The 18,989-nt window shown below is 72.7% G+C and carries 20 protein-coding genes and 1 pseudogene; 12 read left to right on the forward strand and 9 right to left on the reverse strand.

Going from position 1 to position 18,989, the window contains the following annotated elements; all coding sequences use genetic code 11:
• Positions 1 to 46: 46 nt before the first annotated feature.
• From JO379_RS19080 to JO379_RS19100, 5 genes are all read right to left on the reverse strand, one after another.
• Positions 47 to 736 carry an O-methyltransferase gene (locus JO379_RS19080; protein WP_209516015.1) on the reverse strand — a complete coding sequence of 230 codons (690 nt, stop codon included), beginning with the start codon at positions 734 to 736 and terminating at the stop codon, positions 47 to 49.
• Positions 737 to 801: 65 nt separating this feature from the next.
• The gene (locus JO379_RS19085) at positions 802 to 1,548 is read right to left on the reverse strand and encodes an NADPH-dependent FMN reductase (protein ID WP_130878287.1); all 747 of its coding nucleotides are present in this window, start codon (positions 1,546 to 1,548) and stop codon (positions 802 to 804) included.
• A 139-nt stretch (positions 1,549 to 1,687) separates the two neighbouring features.
• Positions 1,688 to 2,863 (reverse strand): type III polyketide synthase, encoded by a 1,176-nt coding sequence (locus JO379_RS19090; RefSeq protein WP_130878286.1) that lies wholly within the window; start codon positions 2,861 to 2,863, stop codon positions 1,688 to 1,690.
• A 307-nt stretch (positions 2,864 to 3,170) separates the two neighbouring features.
• The gene (locus JO379_RS19095) at positions 3,171 to 3,944 is read right to left on the reverse strand and encodes an SDR family NAD(P)-dependent oxidoreductase (RefSeq protein WP_209516017.1); all 774 of its coding nucleotides are present in this window, start codon (positions 3,942 to 3,944) and stop codon (positions 3,171 to 3,173) included.
• Between the two features lie 71 nt (positions 3,945 to 4,015).
• Positions 4,016 to 5,116, reverse strand: a complete 1,101-nt coding sequence (locus JO379_RS19100) for a DUF4097 family beta strand repeat-containing protein (protein ID WP_209516020.1) — start codon at positions 5,114 to 5,116, stop codon at positions 4,016 to 4,018.
• A 264-nt stretch (positions 5,117 to 5,380) separates the two neighbouring features.
• On the opposite strand from JO379_RS19100, the gene JO379_RS19105 reads away from it, so the two are divergent.
• A complete protein-coding gene (locus JO379_RS19105; protein WP_209516021.1) occupies positions 5,381 to 5,800 on the forward strand; it encodes a winged helix-turn-helix transcriptional regulator in 420 nt (139 codons plus the stop codon).
• A gap of 74 nt (positions 5,801 to 5,874) precedes the next feature.
• On the opposite strand, the gene JO379_RS19110 is transcribed toward JO379_RS19105, so the two are convergent.
• The 3 genes from JO379_RS19110 to JO379_RS19120 all read right to left on the reverse strand — a co-directional run bounded on the left by JO379_RS19110 (position 5,875) and on the right by JO379_RS19120 (position 8,754).
• Positions 5,875 to 6,564, reverse strand: a complete 690-nt coding sequence (locus JO379_RS19110) for a TetR/AcrR family transcriptional regulator (RefSeq protein WP_165451547.1) — start codon at positions 6,562 to 6,564, stop codon at positions 5,875 to 5,877.
• 97 nt (positions 6,565 to 6,661) lie between these two features.
• Complete coding sequence (locus JO379_RS19115) at positions 6,662 to 7,426, reverse strand: SDR family NAD(P)-dependent oxidoreductase (RefSeq protein ID WP_130878282.1); 765 nt, start codon at positions 7,424 to 7,426, stop codon at positions 6,662 to 6,664.
• Positions 7,427 to 7,665: 239 nt separating this feature from the next.
• On the reverse strand, positions 7,666 to 8,754 hold the full coding sequence (locus JO379_RS19120) for a DUF5937 family protein (RefSeq protein ID WP_130878281.1): 1,089 nt from the start codon (positions 8,752 to 8,754) through the stop codon (positions 7,666 to 7,668).
• A 99-nt stretch (positions 8,755 to 8,853) separates the two neighbouring features.
• Between JO379_RS19120 and JO379_RS19125 the strand changes: the two genes are divergently transcribed.
• Positions 8,854 to 9,201 (forward strand): hypothetical protein, encoded by a 348-nt coding sequence (locus JO379_RS19125; RefSeq protein ID WP_207303920.1) that lies wholly within the window; start codon positions 8,854 to 8,856, stop codon positions 9,199 to 9,201.
• Here the strand turns inward: JO379_RS19125 and JO379_RS19130 are convergent.
• Positions 9,121 to 10,302: a threonine aldolase family protein gene (locus JO379_RS19130; RefSeq protein WP_130878280.1), complete on the reverse strand. Its 1,182-nt coding sequence runs from the start codon at positions 10,300 to 10,302 to the stop codon at positions 9,121 to 9,123. The genes JO379_RS19125 and JO379_RS19130 overlap by 81 nt on opposite strands.
• Positions 10,303 to 10,481: 179 nt before the next feature.
• On the opposite strand from JO379_RS19130, the gene JO379_RS19135 reads away from it, so the two are divergent.
• The 10 genes and pseudogenes from JO379_RS19135 (at position 10,482) to JO379_RS19180 (ending at position 18,904) form a co-directional block, all read left to right on the forward strand.
• Entirely contained in the window at positions 10,482 to 11,402 is a 921-nt protein-coding gene (locus JO379_RS19135; RefSeq protein WP_130878279.1) for a Rossmann-like and DUF2520 domain-containing protein, read from the forward strand.
• Positions 11,399 to 12,265, forward strand: a pseudogene (panC, locus tag JO379_RS19140) (pantoate--beta-alanine ligase); the annotation flags it as partial. The gene JO379_RS19135 and the pseudogene panC, both read left to right, overlap by 4 nt.
• On the forward strand, positions 12,262 to 13,965 hold the full coding sequence (locus JO379_RS19145) for an L-aspartate oxidase (protein ID WP_130878277.1): 1,704 nt from the start codon (positions 12,262 to 12,264) through the stop codon (positions 13,963 to 13,965). The pseudogene panC and the gene JO379_RS19145, both read left to right, overlap by 4 nt.
• On the forward strand, positions 13,962 to 14,981 hold the full coding sequence (gene nadC, locus JO379_RS19150; protein WP_130878276.1) for a carboxylating nicotinate-nucleotide diphosphorylase: 1,020 nt from the start codon (positions 13,962 to 13,964) through the stop codon (positions 14,979 to 14,981). The genes JO379_RS19145 and nadC overlap by 4 nt, the downstream gene beginning before the upstream one ends.
• Complete coding sequence (locus JO379_RS19155; RefSeq protein WP_130878275.1) at positions 14,981 to 15,778, forward strand: type III pantothenate kinase; 798 nt, start codon at positions 14,981 to 14,983, stop codon at positions 15,776 to 15,778. The genes nadC and JO379_RS19155 overlap by 1 nt, the downstream gene beginning before the upstream one ends.
• Before the next feature lie 282 nt (positions 15,779 to 16,060).
• Complete coding sequence (locus JO379_RS19160) at positions 16,061 to 16,684, forward strand: hypothetical protein (protein WP_209516025.1); 624 nt, start codon at positions 16,061 to 16,063, stop codon at positions 16,682 to 16,684.
• A 164-nt stretch (positions 16,685 to 16,848) separates the two neighbouring features.
• Complete coding sequence (locus JO379_RS19165; RefSeq protein WP_130878273.1) at positions 16,849 to 17,577, forward strand: hypothetical protein; 729 nt, start codon at positions 16,849 to 16,851, stop codon at positions 17,575 to 17,577.
• A 66-nt stretch (positions 17,578 to 17,643) separates the two neighbouring features.
• Positions 17,644 to 17,823 (forward strand): hypothetical protein, encoded by a 180-nt coding sequence (locus tag JO379_RS19170; RefSeq protein ID WP_130878272.1) that lies wholly within the window; start codon positions 17,644 to 17,646, stop codon positions 17,821 to 17,823.
• Between the two features lie 139 nt (positions 17,824 to 17,962).
• Complete coding sequence (locus tag JO379_RS19175) at positions 17,963 to 18,358, forward strand: BlaI/MecI/CopY family transcriptional regulator (protein ID WP_130878271.1); 396 nt, start codon at positions 17,963 to 17,965, stop codon at positions 18,356 to 18,358.
• Positions 18,359 to 18,367: 9 nt separating this feature from the next.
• On the forward strand, positions 18,368 to 18,904 hold the full coding sequence (locus JO379_RS19180; RefSeq protein ID WP_130878270.1) for an amino-acid N-acetyltransferase: 537 nt from the start codon (positions 18,368 to 18,370) through the stop codon (positions 18,902 to 18,904).
• The last annotated feature ends 85 nt before the right edge of the window (positions 18,905 to 18,989 follow it).

An 18,989-nucleotide genomic window follows, 5' to 3' on the forward strand; every position in this document is an offset into this window, starting at 1 on the left:
CTCCGCGGATGGGGGCCCGCGGAGCTCTCCGGCGGGCTGCCGTCCGTCAGTGCGTACGGACGGAGATCTCGAGCCCGTCGCCGAGGGGCAGCGGCAGGGAGGTGTAGCCGTTCCCGGCGGTGCGCACGTGGCCGAAGAACTCCTCGAGCTTCTCCGGGAAGAGGTTCGTGTCGTCGGCGACGACGACCGAGCCGGTGGTCAGCTTCGGCTCCAGCAGGCGCAGCACGTCGAGGAACAGCGGTGTCCAGCCGTCGAGGAGGAGCAGACCGACTTGGCCGGGGACGGAGGGCAGGGTCTCGCGGGCGTCGCCGACGCGGACCTCCGCGTACTCCGACAGCCCGGCCTCGGCGATGTTCGCGGTGGCGATCGCGGCCTTGGCCTCGCTGAGCTCCGAGCCGTAGACCTTGCCGCCGCCGTTGTCGCGGACGGCCGCCGCCAGGTGGATGGTGGAGATGCCGTAGGAGGTGCCGTACTCGACGACGGTGGTGGCACCGGTGGCGCGGACCAGCTGGTAGAGGAACGTCCCGACCTCCGGCGGCACCGGCAGCAGGGCGTCGCCGGCCAGGTCGGTGAGCTGCCGCAGCTCGTCGTCCGAGGGCAGGCCCTGCCAGCCGGTGAGGGTGCCGGCCACGCGGGGGGTCTTGGCGTCGTCCCCCGACGCCTCGGTGAACAGCCGGTCCAGGACCGTGCGGACGGCGGGGTCGGACAGGCCGGGGAGCTGTGCCGTGTTCGGCATGGGAAAAGAGCCCTTCGAAAAGTGGTGGGGGTGGCGGGTGAGGGGTGCGGGCGCCGGCGGGGCCGTTACGCCGCGCGTGCCTCGGTGATCCAGGCGGTCGCGGTCCGGGCGTCGATATTGGCTCCGGCGAGGCGCTCGACGATGGCCTCGTCGGTGGCTCCCTCGCCGAGCGCGCGCACGACGAAGGGGTAGAACTGCACCCGGTTCAGCATCGGTTGGTTGCGCAGCACCGCGTCGCGCAGCTGGCCGGCCGCGTCCGTCTTGACGGCGTCGGCCAGTGCTTCGAGCTGGATGGTGATGAGCGCGGCGGCCATCGGGTCGGTGAGCCGCACCGAACCGTCGGGTTCGACGACGAGCGTGCTGGGCGCGGAGGAGACCACGGCCTCCGGCTCGGAGATGACCAGATTGCCCATGCCGCTCAGGATCCGGTTGGTGTCGCTGAGGCAGCGGAAGCCGTTGAGACGGCCGAGGGTGGCGACGAGGACACAGACGGCCTTGCCGCGGAGCGGGCCCCGGGCATGCGGGCGGGAGGCCCAGTCGATGGCGTTCTTGAGCACGCCGGGGATGGTGTTGTTGTACTCGGGGGTGGCGATGACGATGCCGTCGGCCTGCCGGATCGCCTCGCGCAGCCGGGTCACGGCCGGCGGCGCCGGGTCGACGTCCAGGTCCTCGTTGTAGACCGGGACGTCGGCGAGCCCGTCGAAGATCTCCAGCTCCATGCCCTCGGGGGCCAGCGGCTGGAGGGCCCCCAGCAGACGGGTGTTGTACGAGCCCCGGCGCAGGGACCCGGAAATGGCGAGGATGCGGGACATGCGGCGGCCTTTCCGTGCGGTGGTGTCCTTGCACGCCGGCCGTACGCCGGTGGATATCGCGGGCCGGACCGTGCCCGGTGGGCGGTCGTCCGTCGGATATCGGCGGTACGGCGGCGGAATTTCGGGAAACGCCCGGCGCTCAGGCCGGTACCACCTCGGAGAAGGCTTCCTCGAACTCGAATTCCGCTGCGCTCGCGGTCCATTGGCCCAGCGACACCTCGGCCGTGATGCCCGGGCCGAAGCCGGCGATCATGCCGCGCGCGCCGTCCGTCACTTCGTTCTCGTCGAACATGCGGGCCAGCGAGTCCAGGACCACCGCACTGGCGATGTTCCCGTATTCGGTGAGGGTGCTCCGGCTGAACCTGAATTCCTCGGGAGCGACGCCGAGGTATTTGCAGAGGTCGTCCAGGATGCGCGGGCCGCCCGCGTGGATGATGTAGAAGTCGAGGCCCTGGACGTCCCAGCCGTGCTGCCCGGAGATCTCGCGGAGGACGGGGGCGAGCGGCTCCATCGTGCCGGGCACGCGCTTGTCGAGCCGGAAGTGGAAGCCCGTGTCCTTCACGTCGTAGGAGATCCAGTCCTCGGTGTCCGGGATGAGATAGGCGGCGTTGCGCTGCAGCCGCACGCCGGTGCCGCCCTCGCCGCGGACCACGGTCGCCGCCACGGCGTCGCCGAACAGACCGTCGGAGAGCAGGGAGCCGACGTCGCCGTCCGACGGCTGGTAGCACAGGGAGCAGAACTCGCAGGCCACGATGAGGACGTTCGCCTGCGGATGGGCGACGCAGAAGTCGTGCGCGCGGTTGATGGCGGCGGCGCCGGCCGCGCAGCCGAGCTGGGCGATCGGGATCTGGCGGGTGTCGGAGCGGAACCCCATGGAGTTGATCAGCCAGGCCGTCATCGAGGGCATCATGAAGCCCGTGCACGATACATAGATGATCGCGTCGACGTCGCGGGCGGTCAGCTCGGCATTGGCGAGGGCCTGCTGGACGACTGGCGGGACGCGGCGTTTGGCCTCGCGTTCGTAGATTTTGTTGCGTGTCTCGAACCCGGGGTGCTGAAGGGTGCGTTCGAGCGGCTGGACGATGTGGCGTTTGCGTACGCCGGTGTTGGTGATGAGACGTAGCGCGAGCGGCAGATGCGGGCTTCCGGAATACACGCGCCGTGCCATGTCGAGAGTCTCGTCCATGGTGATGACGTTTTCCGGAACCGCGATCGCCGGACGGCAGATGGTTGCCAAGGCAGTCTCCTTAACCCGTTGTGACGAGCGCACGGATGACACCTCACCGGGGTGAGGTGCGGTGAGCACGTGCAGCATGCAAACAAATGCCAAACGGGCGCCGCAAGAGGGGAGATGATGCCCCTACGTGGCACGGACTGCCCCCTTCCGGTGGGGCTGCGTCCGGCTGCATAAAGACTGCGTCAGCGTTTTCAGGTCGTTGTTTGGATTTCCTTCCCGGAAATGGGCATGGCGATATCGCGCCCGGTGCTCGGCCCCTCGGTCGCGGTGCTCGTCGGCTTTCGTGAGTGGGGTGACGGATGAGGGGTGCGGGAGGAGCCCCTGCCGCGGCGCACGGGGGCGGCACGCGCGGCAGGGGCGGTTCGTGGTCCGGCCCGTGCTCGGGTCAGTGCATGATCTGGCCCCCGTCCACGGGCAGATGGGCGCCGGTGATGTGCCGGCACAGATCGCTGGACAGGGCGACGATGGCGTCGGCCACGTCCTCGGCCTGGGCGATCCGGCGCAGCGGGGTGACGGCCTCGATGGCGGCGACGGCGGGCAGACGCCGGGTCGGCGCGCTGCCGTCGGTGGGCACCAGCCCGGGGGCGACGGTGTTCACCCGCACGCCGTCGGGGCCCAGTTCGGCGGCGAGAACCCGCATCAGCGCGTCCTGTGCGGCCTTGGCCACGGCGATGTCCGCCACCTCGGGCGCGCCGCTGCGGGATTCGCTGGAGCCGACGAAGACGATGCTGCCGCCGCGGCGCTGCCGCATGGCGGCGCCGACCAGCCGGCACACGTTCAAGGTGGCGCGCAGCTGGCCGTCCACCCGGGACTGGATCTCGAAGCCGGAGTCGAGGGCGGTGCCCCGGAAGACCGGTCCGCCGCCGATGGCGTTGCACACGAGGATGTCGATGTCGCCGAGCAGCTCGGTGGCCTGCCAGACGAGCTCCGCGGCGGCGTCCGGGTCGCAGACGTCGCCCTGCACGGCGACGGCCTTGGCGTTCTCCTGCTCGATGTCCCGGACGACGTCCCGGGCGGCCTGTTCGTTGCGGAGGTAGTTGACGGCCACCGAGGCACCGGCGCGGCCGAGGGCCCGGGCCGTGGCGGCCCCGATGCCGCGGCTGCCGCCGGTCACCAGCGCGGTGCGACCCGCCAGGAGGCGGCCGGCATCTGTGTTCACGTGAGGACTCCTGATCTCCTGGCCCTGGGGAAGGGCCTGAGGGGCGGGCGGGAAGGGGCGCCTGTGGGGCGTCAGACGGCGCGGGTGATCCAGACCCGGCCGGACCCGGTGCGGGCCCGCAGCCGAACGCGCGGCGCGCCCGCCCGTGGCGCGGAGCCGGCCGCCAGGTCGTCGCGCACCCCGCCGGCCCCGGAGTGGGCGTCCACATCGGGGATCACGCCGTCGCGTACGCCGACGCGGATCTCGCCGGAGGTGGTGACGGCTTCGAGGCTTCCCGCGGCCAGGGAGCCGACCGAGACCATCCCCGTGCCGGTGTGCGCGGAGACCTCGCCCTCGACGGTGCCCACATCGATCGAACCGCTGCCGGTACGCAGGCGCGCGGGGCCCGCCAGCCGTCCGGCGCGGACGCTGCCGGTGCCGGTGTCCAACTCGGCCTCGCCCTCGGCCCGCTCCAGATCGAGGGAGCCGGCGCCGGTGTGCAGGTGAGCGGTGGCGGCGGTGCCCGTGACGGAGACGAAGCCGCTGCCGGTGCGCAGGTGCGGCCGGGAGAGCGCGGGGGCGGTGATGTCGACGGTGAGCGCGGTGGTCCACAGCGGGTGGCCGTGGGGGAGCGCGATGCGCAGCCCGGCTTCGGGGGAGAAGGAGATCTCGATGTCGTCGAGACCGGGTGCGGTGAACGCGGGCGCTCCGACGGCGGGCACCGCTTCGGCGGTGGGTGTCGTCCCGGGGGCGCTGGGGACGAGGCCGTGCCCGGGGACATAGCCGTGTCCGGGCGGCACGGTGCCGAAGCCGGGCGCATAGCCGTGGCCGGGCGGTATCGGACCGTGCGGGCCCTGACCCGCGCCCCACCCGTGACCGAACGGCGACGGCACGGGCGGCACTCCGGGTACGGGCGGTACTCCGGGCACGGGCGGGACCTGCGGCATCCGGCCCGGCTGCCAGTCGTATTCGGGCTGCCAGCCCCAGGCGTCACCGCGCGGCGAGCCATCGGGCTCGGCGGGCCATGCCCGGTACCCGTACCCACCGGGCTCCGGCCGCACCTCGACGACGAGCTCCGGCCCGTCGGCCAGCCGGGCGCGGATCCCGCCCGAGCCCAGCTCGACATCCAACCGAACCGGCTGCGCGCAGGAGAAGACCTCTCGCCGCACGACACCGGTGCCTAACGCCACCATGACCTTTTCCTCATTCACGAGTCCTGAACTGATCGGAGGGCATCCCTCCGAACCATGCCCTCACAGTATCGGAGGAAAACCCTCCGAACAAGGGGAGTCTGCGCCTATCTGGCTTGAAAAATGGCTCTGACCAGTACTGATGCATCAAGAGTTGGCAAAACCGACGCCAGCGGTAACCGGGCGTTCCTGACGTGTTGAATGATCAGAATGCGACACGAACAGGCAATCTCGATCACGCAACCTGTCGAGGCGGGAGGGGCGACCATGACCGGCACGGGGGACACGGGGGAGGCGCCGTGGCGCGGTGAGGGACCGCGGCGCGGCGGGACGGAAGCGGCCTCCGGGGATGTCGGCTTACCGGACGTGTCGTCCGCCCGGGCCGTCATCGGCATCATCTCGGGGAAGTGGGACCTGACGGTCCTGGTCGAACTCTGGTCGCAGGGCCGGGGGCACGCGGAGCTGGGACGCGCCACGGGCGTGGAGCGCAAGCAGCTCACGCGCGTCCTGCGCCGCCTGGAGGGCGCGCGGCTGGTCGACCGCATGGTCGACACCGAACGCTCACCGGTGCGGGTGCGCTACGGCCTCACCCGGCGCGGCCGCGAGCTGCTGCGCAGCGTCGACGAACTGGCGCGCTGGTGGGTGACGGCGCCGGTGGAGGGCGCTCCCGCTCCCCGAGAGGCGTGACGGCTCGCGTGCCCGGCGTCGAGGCCGGGGAGTGCGGGCGCGTGCCGGGGGTCCGGGTGTGTGCCGGGGGCCTTTCAGCCGCGCCCGCCGTCCTCCGGCGCGCCACTGATGTCGCCGCCGTTCCACAGGGCGTCCAGTGCCTGCTGGTCGAGCCGGGGGCCCGCCGCCCGGCCCGACTCCGGGGCCGCGAGCCCCTGGATGAGCAGCCGCAGATACCGGTGGGCGAGCTGCTGCCCCAGCTCGGCCTCGATGCCCGGCAACGGCCGGGAGATCAGCGAGAGGACGAGCAGGATGTCGACGTGGTTGACCTCCGCCCGCAGCGAGCCCTCGGCGCGGGCGCGGTCGAGCAGGCCGTTCAGCGCGTCCACGTACTCGGTCCTGGTGCGCAGTACCTCGTCGGTCTTCACGAACCGGCCCGCGGCGACGGGCAGCATGCCGGCCGCGTGCGTGGTGACGCAGTGGTGCAGGACCCGGGTCAGCGCTCCCCAGGCGTCCGGTTCCTGCTCCGTGGCCTCGGCCACCTCGTGCGTCACCTCGCGCATGACGTCGAGGCAGACCTCGCGCAGCAGGTCCTCACGGGTGGCGAAGCGCCGGTAGAGCGTGGCGATGCCGACGCCGCCGCGCCGGGCCACCATCTCCAGCGGCGCCTCGGGGCCCTTTTCCTGGAAGACCTGCTTCGCGGCGTCGATGATCCGCCGCCGCGCCTCCGCGCGGAACCGCGGGCCGCTCTGCTGTGCCGTCTCCGAGCCGTGCGCCGTGGCCATCGCGCGTGCACCCCCTGGTCGAACTTCGGAGGGACTTCCTCCGATCATCGACTCTACCGTGGGTGCCATGGGCGCCGTGGGCGCCCGGCGTGCCGGGTCAGTGCGAGGCCTGGCCGCCGTCCACCGGCACATAGGCGCCGGTGATGTGCCGGGTCAGATCGCTGGCGAACGCCACGACCGCGTCGCCCACGTCCCCGGGCTGCGCGAGCCGGCGCAGGGCGGTGTTGCTCTCGATGGCCGCGACGAGCTCGGGCCGCATCGCCTCGGCGCTGCCGTCGGTGGGGACGAGGCCGGGGGCGATGGTGTTCACGCGGATGCCGTAGGGCCCGACCTCGGCGGCGAGCGAGCGCATCAGCGCGTCCTGCGCGGCCTTGGCGATGGCGATCTCGGGGATCGCGGGCGCGCTGCTGCGGGACTCGGTGGAACCGATGAACACGATGCTGCCCGCGCCGCGTTCGCGCATGCCGGGCACGACCAGGCGGCACATCTGGAGGGTGGCGCGTAACTGTGTCCGGACGCGCTCCTCGATCTGGGCGGCGGACTCGATGGTCGACCCGTGGGTCACGGCGCCGGGTCCGGCGGCGTTGCACACGAGGATGTCGATGTCGCCGAGCATCGCGGCGGCCTGGTCGGCCACGTGGATCGCGCCCTCGGGGTCACAGACGTCGCCCTGCACGGCGACGGCCTTCGAGCCCTCGGCCTCGATCAGCTGGACCACGTCCGACGCCGCCTGCTCGTTGCGGAGGTAGTTGACGACGACAGACGCTCCGCTGTGGCCGAGCGCGAGGGCGCACGCGGCGCCGATCCCGCGGCTGGCGCCGGTGACGAGCGCTGTGCGGCCTTCGAGGAGGCGGTTGCTCATGGTTGGTGCTCCTGGGTGGGTTCGCGCGTTCGCGTGCGCGGTAGGGAAAGCATCGGAGGGGTACCCTCCGATCTACTCCCGCGAGACTATCGGAGGGCTGCCCTTCGATACAAGATCCACTGCCTGGGGCTTTGACTCTTAGGGTTCCCCGCCGTGTCCCGCTGCGCGCAGCGGCAACGGCACAAGCGCCAGCGGAAACCGCGCCGCACCCGGCAAAGGTCAAAGCTCCGCGCAGCGGATCAGCGGAGAACCGTCTCCAAGAAGTCGCTGCCCAGCCGGGCAACCAGCGTCAAGTCCAACTGATGCAACACATACCGCCCCCGCCGCCGCGTAGTCAGCAGCCCCGCCTTCTTCAATACCGCTATGTGCCGAGACACCTCGGGCGGTGTCAGCCCATACGCAGCGGCCAGCTCCCCCGTGGTGTGCGGGCCGCGGGCCAGCGTGCGGCACAGGCGCATCCGTACCGGGTGGGCGAGGGCCTCCAGGCGTTCCTGGACCAGCTGCGGGGCTGTCAGCTGGGGCAGCTCCGTGCCGGCCACGGGGTACTGGATCACCGGCTGCCAGCCGGAGCGGTGCACGACGAACAGGTGCGGCCAGCCGAAGGCCGTCGGCAGGAACGTCACCCCCTGCCCGTAGGCCGTCGTCCGGCCGCTCGCCAGCTTGTCGACGACGATGCGCGTCTGGTCCTCGCCGACGGAGAGCGAGACCGCAGGGGACACCGCGGCCAGGGCTTCCGCCAGGCCCTTGCGTTGCAGCAGGTCCGCCTTGTGGCGGGCGTCGGCCGCGAGCTGGACCCGGACGCGCTGCCAGTTGTCGCCGAAGAAGGCCTGCTCGCAGTCCTCCAGCAGGCGCCGCAGCCAGGCGCGCAGGGCGCGTGGGTTCTCCAGCATCCGGTCGGTGAACTCCGCCTGGCGCGGCCCCCGGGCCGCGGAGAGCTCGCGGACCCGCGCCCGCTGTCCCGCGTCGACCAGCGGGGAGGGCAGGCCCCGCTCGTAACCGGTCGTGCAGGTGATCTCGAACGCCGCGGACGTGAACGTCTCGTCGTCCATCCGGTCGAGGTCGTCCAGCTCCTCGGCGAGCGTGGCCCGGGGAACGGCCGGCAGCAGGATGTCCGAACGCGAGGAGCGCCACAGGAAGTCGGCTTCGGTCAGCCGGTCGGCGAGATCCGGCTTGAGGGAGGAGGCCGTGGCGGTGGCCCAGGGGTGCAGCCCGGGGTGGTGGCCGGGCTCGGACAGGGCGTGGAGCATCGCGCCCAGCTCCGCCAGCGGAGACGGGCTGAACCGAATGCGCTCGGTGGGCAGGCCGGTGATGTCGATGTCCACGCTCATGCGCTCATCGTGCCTCTCTTCTCGCAGGTCGGGCCGTCGATTGACGGTCCTCGTCAATCCATGCGGCGGGGGCCGGGGACCGGCGCAAAGGTGATGCTCATGAACGCCGACCAGCAGCACATGCTCGACCTCTTCCGCGCCGCCCAGCTCGGCGAGCCCGCACCGCCGGCCCCGGGCCGCGGCGACTGGCAGGCCGTCCGCGAATTCCGCACCTGGCGGGAGTTCCGGGCCGTCGTCGACGAGAACACCGCGACCCGCCGCACCCGTTGGGCGGCACTGCTCCGATTGCTGCGGCCCGCCACGCGGCTGCGGCCCGCCACGCGCACCATCGGAGCCGTCCCCGCTCGTACCCCCGCGCCTTCCCCGTCAGCCGCCCGCCGTGACGCGGTCCAGGAGAGCGCCGGCAGCCGCGCCGACGTCGTCGGCCGTCCAGCTCAGTGCGGATGAGGCGACGGTGACCTCGGTGACGGACAGGCCGGGTATCTCACCCGGGAACCAGCGGTTGAAAAGGGTGGTGCGGGTCTCCTCCGCGAGCCGCACCCCCGCCTCTTCCAGGACCTCCGGCGGATACGGCAGCCACACCTGGAACTGATGGGTGTGCGGCACCCCCGGATTGATGCGGAACCACGGCACCCCCGCCGCGGCGAACGCCTCGCCCAGCGCCTTCGCGACGATTTTCGCGTGTGCCACATACGACGGCAGCCGCGGCAGCTCGCGGTCCAGCCCGGCCAGCGCGGAGAGGACCGTCGGCCACTGCTGGGAGACCTGGCCGCCGTACCGGTGCCGCCACGCCTTCGCCTCCTCGATCATCGACGCGGGCCCCGCCAGGGCCGCCCCGGCGATGCCGTCGAGCGACTTGTAGAACGACACGTACACCGAGTCCGCGAGAGCGGCGATGTCCGCCAGGCCGACGCCGAAGTGCGGAGCGCACTCCCACAGCCGGGCCCCGTCGAAGTGGACCACCGCGTCCCGCTCGCGGGCGGCCTCGACCACCTCCGTCAGCTCTTCCCACGTGGGGAGCACGAAGCCCGGCTCGCGCAGCGGCAGTTCCAGGGCGAGCGTCCCGAAGGGCTCGTCCAGCTCGCGGATCTCCTCGGCCGTCGGTGTCCGCGGCTCGTCCGTGGGGTGCACCGGGCGCAGACCGCCCAGCACCATGTACGCCTTCCGCTCGTGCTTCTCCAAGTGCGACAGCGGGTGCAGCGCCACGGCGTCGTTGCCCGTGCGGCCCGCCCAGCACCGCAGCGCCACCTGCTGGGCCATCGTCCCGGTGGGGAAGAACGCCGCGGCCTCCATGCCGAGCAGCTCCGCGGTCCGCGCCTCCAGATGGGCGACGATCCCGTCGCCGTAGACGTCCAGCCAGCCGTCCAGGTCGTACGCGCCCGGCGCCTCGGCGGTCAGCCCGGCCAGCCGCTCGCCGATCGTGCGGGCGAAGGGGTTGTCCGACAGGACCCGCTCGGAGCCGCGCAGCGCCGCCAGCCTGCGGCCGCGGCTCATCTCCCGCACACCGTCGTCGCGGGCGCCGTCCGTGTGATCGCTCTCGTCAGCCATGCCCCGATCATGACGCACGGGCCCGACACCGGCCATGAGTTATCCACAGGGTGCGGACGCCGTCCGCCACCTTGTCCACAGGCCTCGCGACGCCCAGAAGACGCCCCCGCAGTCTCGCGTAGCATGACGAAAGAATCGTCCGGTACCCCCCGCGGACTGGAACGGAAGGCCACCGCCGCGTGAACGCACACCACTCCTCGGAGCACCAGAGCCCGCAGGACCGCCCCGCCCGGCTCACCGTCGGCGTCGTCGGCGCGGGCCGGGTCGGCCCCGCTCTCGCCGCCGCGCTCCGGCTCGCCGGGCACCGCCCGGTCGCCGTCTCCGGAGTCTCCGACGCCTCCGTGCGCCGGGCCGCCGCCCTGCTGCCCGACGTGCCGCTGGTGCCGCCCGCCGAAGTCCTCGCGCGCGCGGAGCTGGTGCTGCTCACCGTGCCGGACGACGCGCTCCCCGGCCTGGTCTCCGGCCTCGCCGAGACCGGGGCCGTCCGTCCCGGGCAGCTGATCGTGCACACCTCCGGCCGGCACGGCGTCGCCGTCCTCGACCCGGCCCGGCGGGCCGGCGCCCTGCCGCTCGCCCTGCACCCGGCCATGACCTTCACCGGCACCCCGGTCGACGTCGAGCGCCTCGCCGGCTGCTCCTTCGGCGTCACCGCGCCCGCGGAGCTGCGGCTGGCCGCCGAAGCGCTGGTCATCGAGATGGGCGGCGAGCCCGAATGGATCGAGGAGGCCGCCCGCCCGCTCTATCACGCGGCCCTCGCGATCGGCGCGAACCACCTCGTCACCCTCGTGGCCCAGTCCATGGAGCTGCTGGGCACCGCCGGGGTCGCGGCCCCCGCCCGGATGCTGGGCCCGCTGCTCGGCGCCGCCCTCGACAATGCCCTGCGCAGCGGCGACGCCGCGCTCACCGGCCCGGTGGCGCGCGGCGACGCGGGCACCGTCGCCGCCCACGTGGCGGAATTGCGCGCGCACGCGCCGCAGGCCGTCGCCGGATACCTGGCCATGGCCCGTACGACCGCGGACCGTGCCCTCGCGCACGGCCTGCTCAAGCCGGAGCTGGCGGAGGACCTGCTCGGCGTCCTCGCGGACGGAGGCAAGCAGTGACCACCCGAATCCCGCGCACCGCCGAGGAGCTGCACGCTCTCCCGCGCGACGGCCGCCGCGCCGTCGTCATGACGATGGGCGCCCTGCACGAAGGCCACGCCACCCTGATCCGTTCGGCCCGCGAGCTGGTGGGCCCGGCGGGGCAGGTCGTCGTCACGGTCTTCGTCAATCCGCTGCAGTTCGGCGCCGGAGAGGACCTCGACCGCTACCCGCGCACCCTGGCCGCCGATGTCGAGCTCGCCGGGCGGGCCGGCGCCGACGCCGTCTTCGCCCCTGCCGTCGAAGAGGTCTACCCCGGCGGCGAACCCCAGGTGCGGATCACCGCCGGACCCATGGGCGAGCGCCTCGAAGGCGCCTCGCGCCCCGGCCACTTCGACGGCATGCTCACCGTCGTCGCCAAGCTCCTGCACCTGACCGGGCCGGACGTCGCGCTCTTCGGGCAGAAGGACGCCCAGCAGCTCGCGCTGATCCGCCGCATGGCGCGCGACCTCAACTTCCCCGTCGAGATCGTCGGCGTGCCCACGGTCCGCGAGGACGACAACCTCGCGCTGTCCAGCCGCAATCGCTATCTGTCCGAGGCCGACCGCGCCACGGCGCTGGAGCTCTCCCGCGCCCTGCTCACGGGCGCCGAGGCCGTGGGAGCCGGCCCGGCGGCCGTCCGGGACGCCGCCAGGGCCATCCTCGACAAGGCCGCCCGCTCGCAGCCGCCGCTGCTCCTCGACTACCTCGCCCTCGTCGACCCCTCGGACTTCACCGAGGTCCCCGACGACCACACGGGCGAGGCCGTCCTCGCCGTCGCCGCCCGCGTCGGCACCACCCGCCTGATCGACAACATCCCTCTGTACCTCGGAGCGCAGCGATGACCGGCATACGACTCCACGCGCCCGGCCCCGGCTGGGCGGTCGACGCCGACGTCGTCGTCATCGGCTCCGGCGTCGCCGGGCTCACCGTCGCGCTGCGCTGCGCCGCCGCCGGCGCGAAAGTCACCGTCGTCACCAAGGCCCGTCTCGACGACGGCTCCACGCGCTGGGCGCAGGGCGGCATCGCGGCCGCCCTCGGCGAGGGGGACACCCCCGAGCAGCACCTCGACGACACGCTCGTCGCCGGCGCCGGGCTCTGCTCCGAGGAGGCCGTACGGACCCTGGTCACCGAAGGCCCCGACGCCGTGCGCCGCCTCATCGCCACCGGCGCCACCTTCGACACCGACGACGACACCGGCGAGATCCTGCTGACCCGCGAGGGCGGCCACCACCGCCGCCGCATCGCCCACGCAGGTGGCGACGCGACCGGCGCCGAGATCTCCCGCGCACTCGTCCAGGCCGTCCGGGACGCCGGGATAGAGACCGTCGAGAACGCCCTCGTCCTCGATCTCCTCAAGGACCCCGAGGGCCGGGCGGCGGGCGTCTCGCTGCACGTCATGGGCGAGGGCCGGCACGACGGCGTCGGCGCCGTCCGGGCCAAGGCCGTGGTCCTCGCCACCGGTGGCATGGGCCAGGTGTTCTCCGCGACCACCAACCCCGCCGTCTCCACCGGCGACGGCGTCGCGCTCGCCCTGCGCGCCGGTGCCGAGGTCTCCGACCTCGAGTTCGTCCAGTTCCACCCCACCGTGCTCTGGCTCGGCCCCCACGCCGAGGGCCAGCAGCCCCTGGTCTCCGAGGCCGTGCGCGGCGAGGGCGCCCACCTCGTGGACGCGGACGGCCACCGCTTCATGGTCGGCGCCCACGAGCTGGCCGAGCTGGCCCCCCGCGACATCGTCGCCAAGGGCATCACGCGCCGGATGCAGGAGACGGGCGCCGAGCACATGTACCTCGACGGCCGGCACTTCGGCGCCGAGATGTGGGCGAGCCGCTTCCCCACCATCCTCGCCGCCTGCCGCGCCCACGGCATCGACCCGGTGACCGAGCCGATCCCGGTCGCCCCCGCCGCGCACTACGCCTCCGGCGGCGTCCGCACCGACCTGCGCGGCCGCACCACGATCGAGGGCCTCTACGCCTGCGGCGAGGTCGCCTGCACCGGCGTGCACGGCGCGAACCGGCTGGCGTCCAACTCCCTGCTGGAAGGGCTGGTCTTCGCGGAGCGCATCGCCGCGGACATCGCCGCGACGGCGCCGGACGCCCTGCCCCACTGGGACGCGCGGACGGCGGCGGCCGAGAGCCCGGCGACGTTCCTCGTGGACCCCTCCGCCCGTATCGAGATCCAGCGCATCATGACCGCGGGCGCCGGAGTCCTCCGCTCCGCCGACAGCCTGAAGCAGGCCGCCACCCGGCTGGCACGGATCGACACCGAGGTCAGCGGGCAGGACGTGCCCGGCACCGAGGCCTGGGAGACCACCAATCTGCTGCTCGTCGCCCGTGTCCTGGTCGCCGCCGCCCTGCGCCGCGAGGAGACCCGCGGCTGCCACTGGCGCGAGGACCGCCCCGACCGCGACGACAGCGGCTGGTCCCGCCACCTCCTGGTGACACTGCGCCCGGACCGTACCCTGGCGGTCTCCACGACGGAAACGGCCGCCTTCCCGCCCGTCAGCCCGCTTGTCACGCCCGCTGCCCCAAGGAGAACCGCGTGAGCACCCCCGACACCCCCCTGCACCAGATCGGCCGGCCCGGCGAGGAGTCCGCGGCGCCCACCGGCGGCGGCTGCGGGGACGCCTGCGGCTGCGGCGGCGAGGAGTACGACGGCGACCCCATGGAGTGCGGTCTCGACCCGCAGCTCGCGCAGCTCCTCGCCGACGCGGGTCTGAACCCGCTGCAGATCGAGGACATCGCCCACCTGGCCATCGAGGAGGACCTCGACGGCGGCAAGGACGTCACGACCTTCGCGACCGTCCCCGCCGAAGCCGTCGCCACCGGCGACTTCACCGCCCGCGAGCCCGGCACGGTCGCCGGACTGCGCATCGCCGAGGCGATCCTCTCCGTGGTCTGCACCGATGAGTTCGAGGTCGAGCGGCACGTCGAGGACGGCGACCGGGTGACGGCGGGCCAGAAGCTGCTGAGCGTGCGCACCCGCACCCGCGACCTGCTCACCGGCGAGCGCAGCGCGCTCAACCTCATGTGCCGGCTGTCCGGCATCGCCACCGCGACCCGCGCGTGGGCCGACGCCCTGGAGGGCACCGGCGCCGCCGTCCGCGACACCCGCAAGACCACCGTCGGCCTGCGCGCCCTGGAGAAGTACGCGGTGCGCTGCGGCGGCGGCGTCAACCACCGCATGTCGCTGTCGGACGCGGCCCTCGTCAAGGACAACCACGTCGTCGCCGCGGGCGGGATCGCCGAGGCGTTCCGGGCCGTCCGGGCCGAGTTCCCCGACGTGCCGATCGAGGTCGAGGTGGACCGCCTCGACCAGATCCCGCCGGTCCTCGCCGAGGGCGCGGACCTGATCCTGCTCGACAACTTCACCCCCGAGCAGACCCGTGAGGCCGTCGAACTCGTCGCCGGCCGGGCGAAGCTGGAGTCCTCCGGCCGTCTCACGCTCGACAACGCCCGCGCGTACGCCGGGACCGGCGTCGACTACCTCGCCGTCGGTGCGCTCACCCACTCCTCGCCGATCCTCGACATCGGCCTGGACCTCCGGGAAGAAGCCGTCTGATGCTCCTCACCATCGACGCGGGCAACTCCCACACGGTCCTCGGCCTGTTCGACGGTGAGGACATCGTCGAGCACTGGCGCATCTCCACCGACGCCCGGCGCACCGCGGACGAACTGGCGGTGCTGCTCCAGGGATTGATGGGGATGCACCCGCTGCTCGGCGAGGAGCTGGGCGACGGGATCGAGGGCATCGCCATCTGCTCCACGGTCCCCTCCGTCCTGCACGAGCTGCGCGAGGTGACCCGCCGCTACTACGGCGACGTGCCCGCCATCCTGGTCGAGCCGGGCGTGAAGACCGGTGTGCCGATCCTGATGGACCACCCCAAGGAGGTCGGCGCGGACCGCATCGTCAACGCGGTCGCCGCCGTCGAGCTGTACGGCGGCCCCTGTGTCGTCGTCGACTTCGGCACGGCCACCACGTTCGACGCGGTCAGTGCGCGCGGCGAGTACGTGGGCGGGGTGATCGCCCCGGGCATCGAGATCTCCGTCGAGGCGCTGGGCGTCAAGGGCGCCCAGCTCCGCAAGATCGAGCTGGCCCGGCCGCGCAACATCATCGGCAAGAACACCGTCGAGGCCATGCAGTCCGGCATCCTCTACGGCTTCGCGGGCCAGGTCGACGGCGTCGTCAACCGCATGGCGCGCGAGCTGGCCGACGACCCGGACGACGTCACCGTCATCGCCACCGGCGGGCTGGCGCCCCTGGTGCTCGGCGAGGCGTCCGTCATCGACGAACACGAGCCGTGGCTCACGCTCATCGGCCTGCGGCTGGTGTACGAGCGCAACGTCTCCCGCGCGTAGGCCCGGACGGGCTGCCATCAGCCCGTCCGGCGTTGGAGGACGCGCCCGCAGGGCGCTCGCCGCCGCACGCGGCAAGACGGGCCCGCGGGCGAAGACCGCCGGACAGGCCCTGGACCCATGGGCCATCTGGCCCCCTTGAAGGCTGCCGGCCCGGTAAGTTGCACACCACACGATCCGAGGCAACCAACCGGTCGCCCCAACTGTCCTGACAGGCACGGAACATGATCGTGCGACAGGGATGGGCGAGGGCGTATGGGCTCGAAACGGACACTGCGGCGGACGGTGGCGGCCGCCGCAGTGCTGACGGCCGGCCTCGGGCTGGCCGCCGCCCGGGCCCAGGCCGGGGAGGCGACGCGCCTCGTCGACTACCAGGCCATCGCCCAGCCCGTCGCGGGCCGGGTCGGCCAGACCGTCGAGGTCGAACTGGGCGTGCGCAACGGCGGCCCGGCCGCCCGGGACACCGACGGGCGCGCCGGGCACGACCCGGGGGCGTACGAGGTGACGGCCCCGGAAGGCACCACCATCACCGCGCTGGCCACGCCGGCCGACGGCGGCGCGCACCCGTGCACGGCGAAGGCCCGGTCCGAGGGCGGCCCCAGTTACGTCTGCGCGATAGGCGACGACTTCCCGGCGGGGGACCGCGAGACGCTGCGCTTCCACGTCCGCATCGACAAGAAGGTCGAGGGCGCCGAGGGCCGCGTGGAGATCGTCGACCGCGACGGGTGCCCGCCCCGCGACCCGGACCCGCAGAACGACTCCGCACCCATCCGGGTCGAGGTGGCGGACCCCGCCCCGGCGCCCACGTCCGACGCGGCCCCCTCCAGGACCCTGCTCCTCGCCACCACCTCCGGCACCGCCTTTTCCGCGGCCGTCATCGCCCTGGGCGTGGCTCGCCGCCGCCGCTGACCCCGCCGTACCGCGCGCCGGCGCTTGAGGACGAAGGGGGCCTGGGGGCTCGCCCCCAGTTCTGGTGCCCACCCATCCCACGCAGGCGGCGCCCAGCCACACCGTGCCACGCCCGGAATATTAAGCTAAGCGAAAATTGTCCGCTTAGCACTTAAAGTCGGCGCATGCCCACGCCCTATGGAACCCGCGGCGGCATGGCGTTCAGCGCGGACGAGCTGCGCGTGCTGCGCCGTGCCCTCGCCATCGCCCTCCAGCCCCAGTCCGCACCCCGGCGCCCCGGCCCCGAGCGGGACGAGGAGGTGCGCGACTGCCTCCGCCTCGTGGAAGCCGTGGACGAGGCGGCCCGGGAAGGCGGCAGGCTGCGCGCCTTCCTCCTCGCCGACCTCGCCCGCTACCGCGCCGCCCTGCCGGGCGCCGCGCCCGGTTACGCGGAGCGGCTCCAGGACGCCCTCTCGGCGGGCTACCGGCCCGGCGCTGAAGACCTCGCGGCACTCCGCGCCCTGTGCGCGGTCCCGTCCGGGGACGCCGAGACCGACCGCCGCCGCGCCCTGCTGCACCGCTGCGAGCGCCTCGCCGAGCTGTCCGTGCGGGAACGGCTGGCAGGCCGCGCGGCCGCCTCGGCACCCGCGCAGCGGGCCCCGGAGCCCTCGCGCGGGCGCATCCGCCTGCTCGCCGTCGCCGGGGGCCGGTCCGCGGGGGCCGACGCGCCGGAGCCCAAACCGAAGCCCGCCGCCAAGCCCGACCGGAAGCCCGCGCCGGCCACGCCGCCCGGCAAGCCGCCCACCGGCCCCCGGCCCGACCGCCCGGTGCCGACCCCCGGCGAGGTGTTCCCGCCGCGCCGCAAGCCCGCCCCGCCGGCCGCGGCACCGGCCCCGGAGGCCCGGCCCGCCTGACGCGCGCGTAATCTGGATCCGTCGTTCAGCAACCGCAGAATCCGGATTCAGAAGGAGCCGACGGCCATGGACTATGTGTCCGCGCTGGTCCCGCCCGTGGTGATGGCGGTGGCTTTCACCGCGCTGATCATGACGATCATCAAGAGTCAGGGCGGGGCGAACAAGGGCAAGGAAGACGCTCTCGTCGACGCCGCGCTCGCCCGCGCCGAAGGTGTTCGACAGGCGCCCGAGGGCCCCGGCGTCTGACCGGCCGCCGAGAGCGACCGCCGCACTCGTGAGGGGCGTGCGGCCCGAGAGGACAATTCTCGGGCCGCACGCCCTTTTTGCTGCCTTCGCGCCGCCCAGATAAACCGGCATTCAAGACATCTGCCACTATTATTCACTTGTGGTTCGACGCCTGGGTGATCTGGAAGACGCCGTCATGACGCGCGTGTGGGAGTGGAACCGACCGGTCACTGTTCGAGAAGTCCTGGAAGACCTTCGGCAGGAACGGTCCATCGCCTACACGACGGTGATGACCGTAATGGACAACCTGTATCAGAAGGGCTGGGTGCGCCGGGAAGCCGAAGGGCGCGCCTATCGATATGAGGCGGTCTCCAACCGCGCCGCCTACTCGGCCGCACTGATGAACGAAGCGTGGTCCGTCAGCGACAACCCCGCGGCCGCTCTCGTTGCCTTCTTCGGCATGATGTCGGCCGAACAACGCGAAGCACTGCGGGACGCCATCCGCATCGTGCAACTGGACGGGCCCGGGGACGGACCGACGGCCGAGGAGCGATAGCGTCCGGCTGTGTCTACTCCTTCGGCCAAGGCCGCCCTATCTAAAGTCGTCACCGTCCGCCGGGCCCGGACCAGCGATGTCCCGGCCGTGCGCCGGCTCATCAACCTCTACGCCCGTGAGCGCATCCTGCTCGACAAAGCCACGGTGACGCTTTACGAGGACATCCAGGAGTTCTGGGTCGCGGAGCGCGACGAGGACGGCACGGTCATCGGCTGCGGTGCGCTGCATGTGATGTGGGAAGACCTCGCCGAGGTCCGCACTCTCGCCGTGGATCCGACGGTCAGAGGCGGGGGAGTAGGGCACTTCGTTCTGGACAAGCTCCTGCAGACGGCGCGCTGGCTGGGCGTGCGCCGCATTTTCTGCCTCACCTTCGAAGTCGACTTCTTCACGAAGCACGGCTTCGTGGAGATCGGTGAGACTCCGGTGGACGGTGATGTCTACAGCGAGCTGCTGCGTTCCTATGACGAGGGCGTTGCCGAGTTCCTGGGTCTCGAACGGGTGAAGCCGAACACCCTTGGCAACAGCCGGATGCTTCTGCATCTGTGATCGCGGGCCCTATGTCCGAATCGCGCCCCTATCACATGCCTCCGGAAGCCATGGTTCCCACGCGGAAGGCGGGCTGAACCTTCCC

Source organism: Streptomyces syringium, assembly GCF_017876625.1.
Classification (GTDB): Bacteria; Actinomycetota; Actinomycetes; order Streptomycetales; family Streptomycetaceae; genus Streptomyces; species Streptomyces syringius.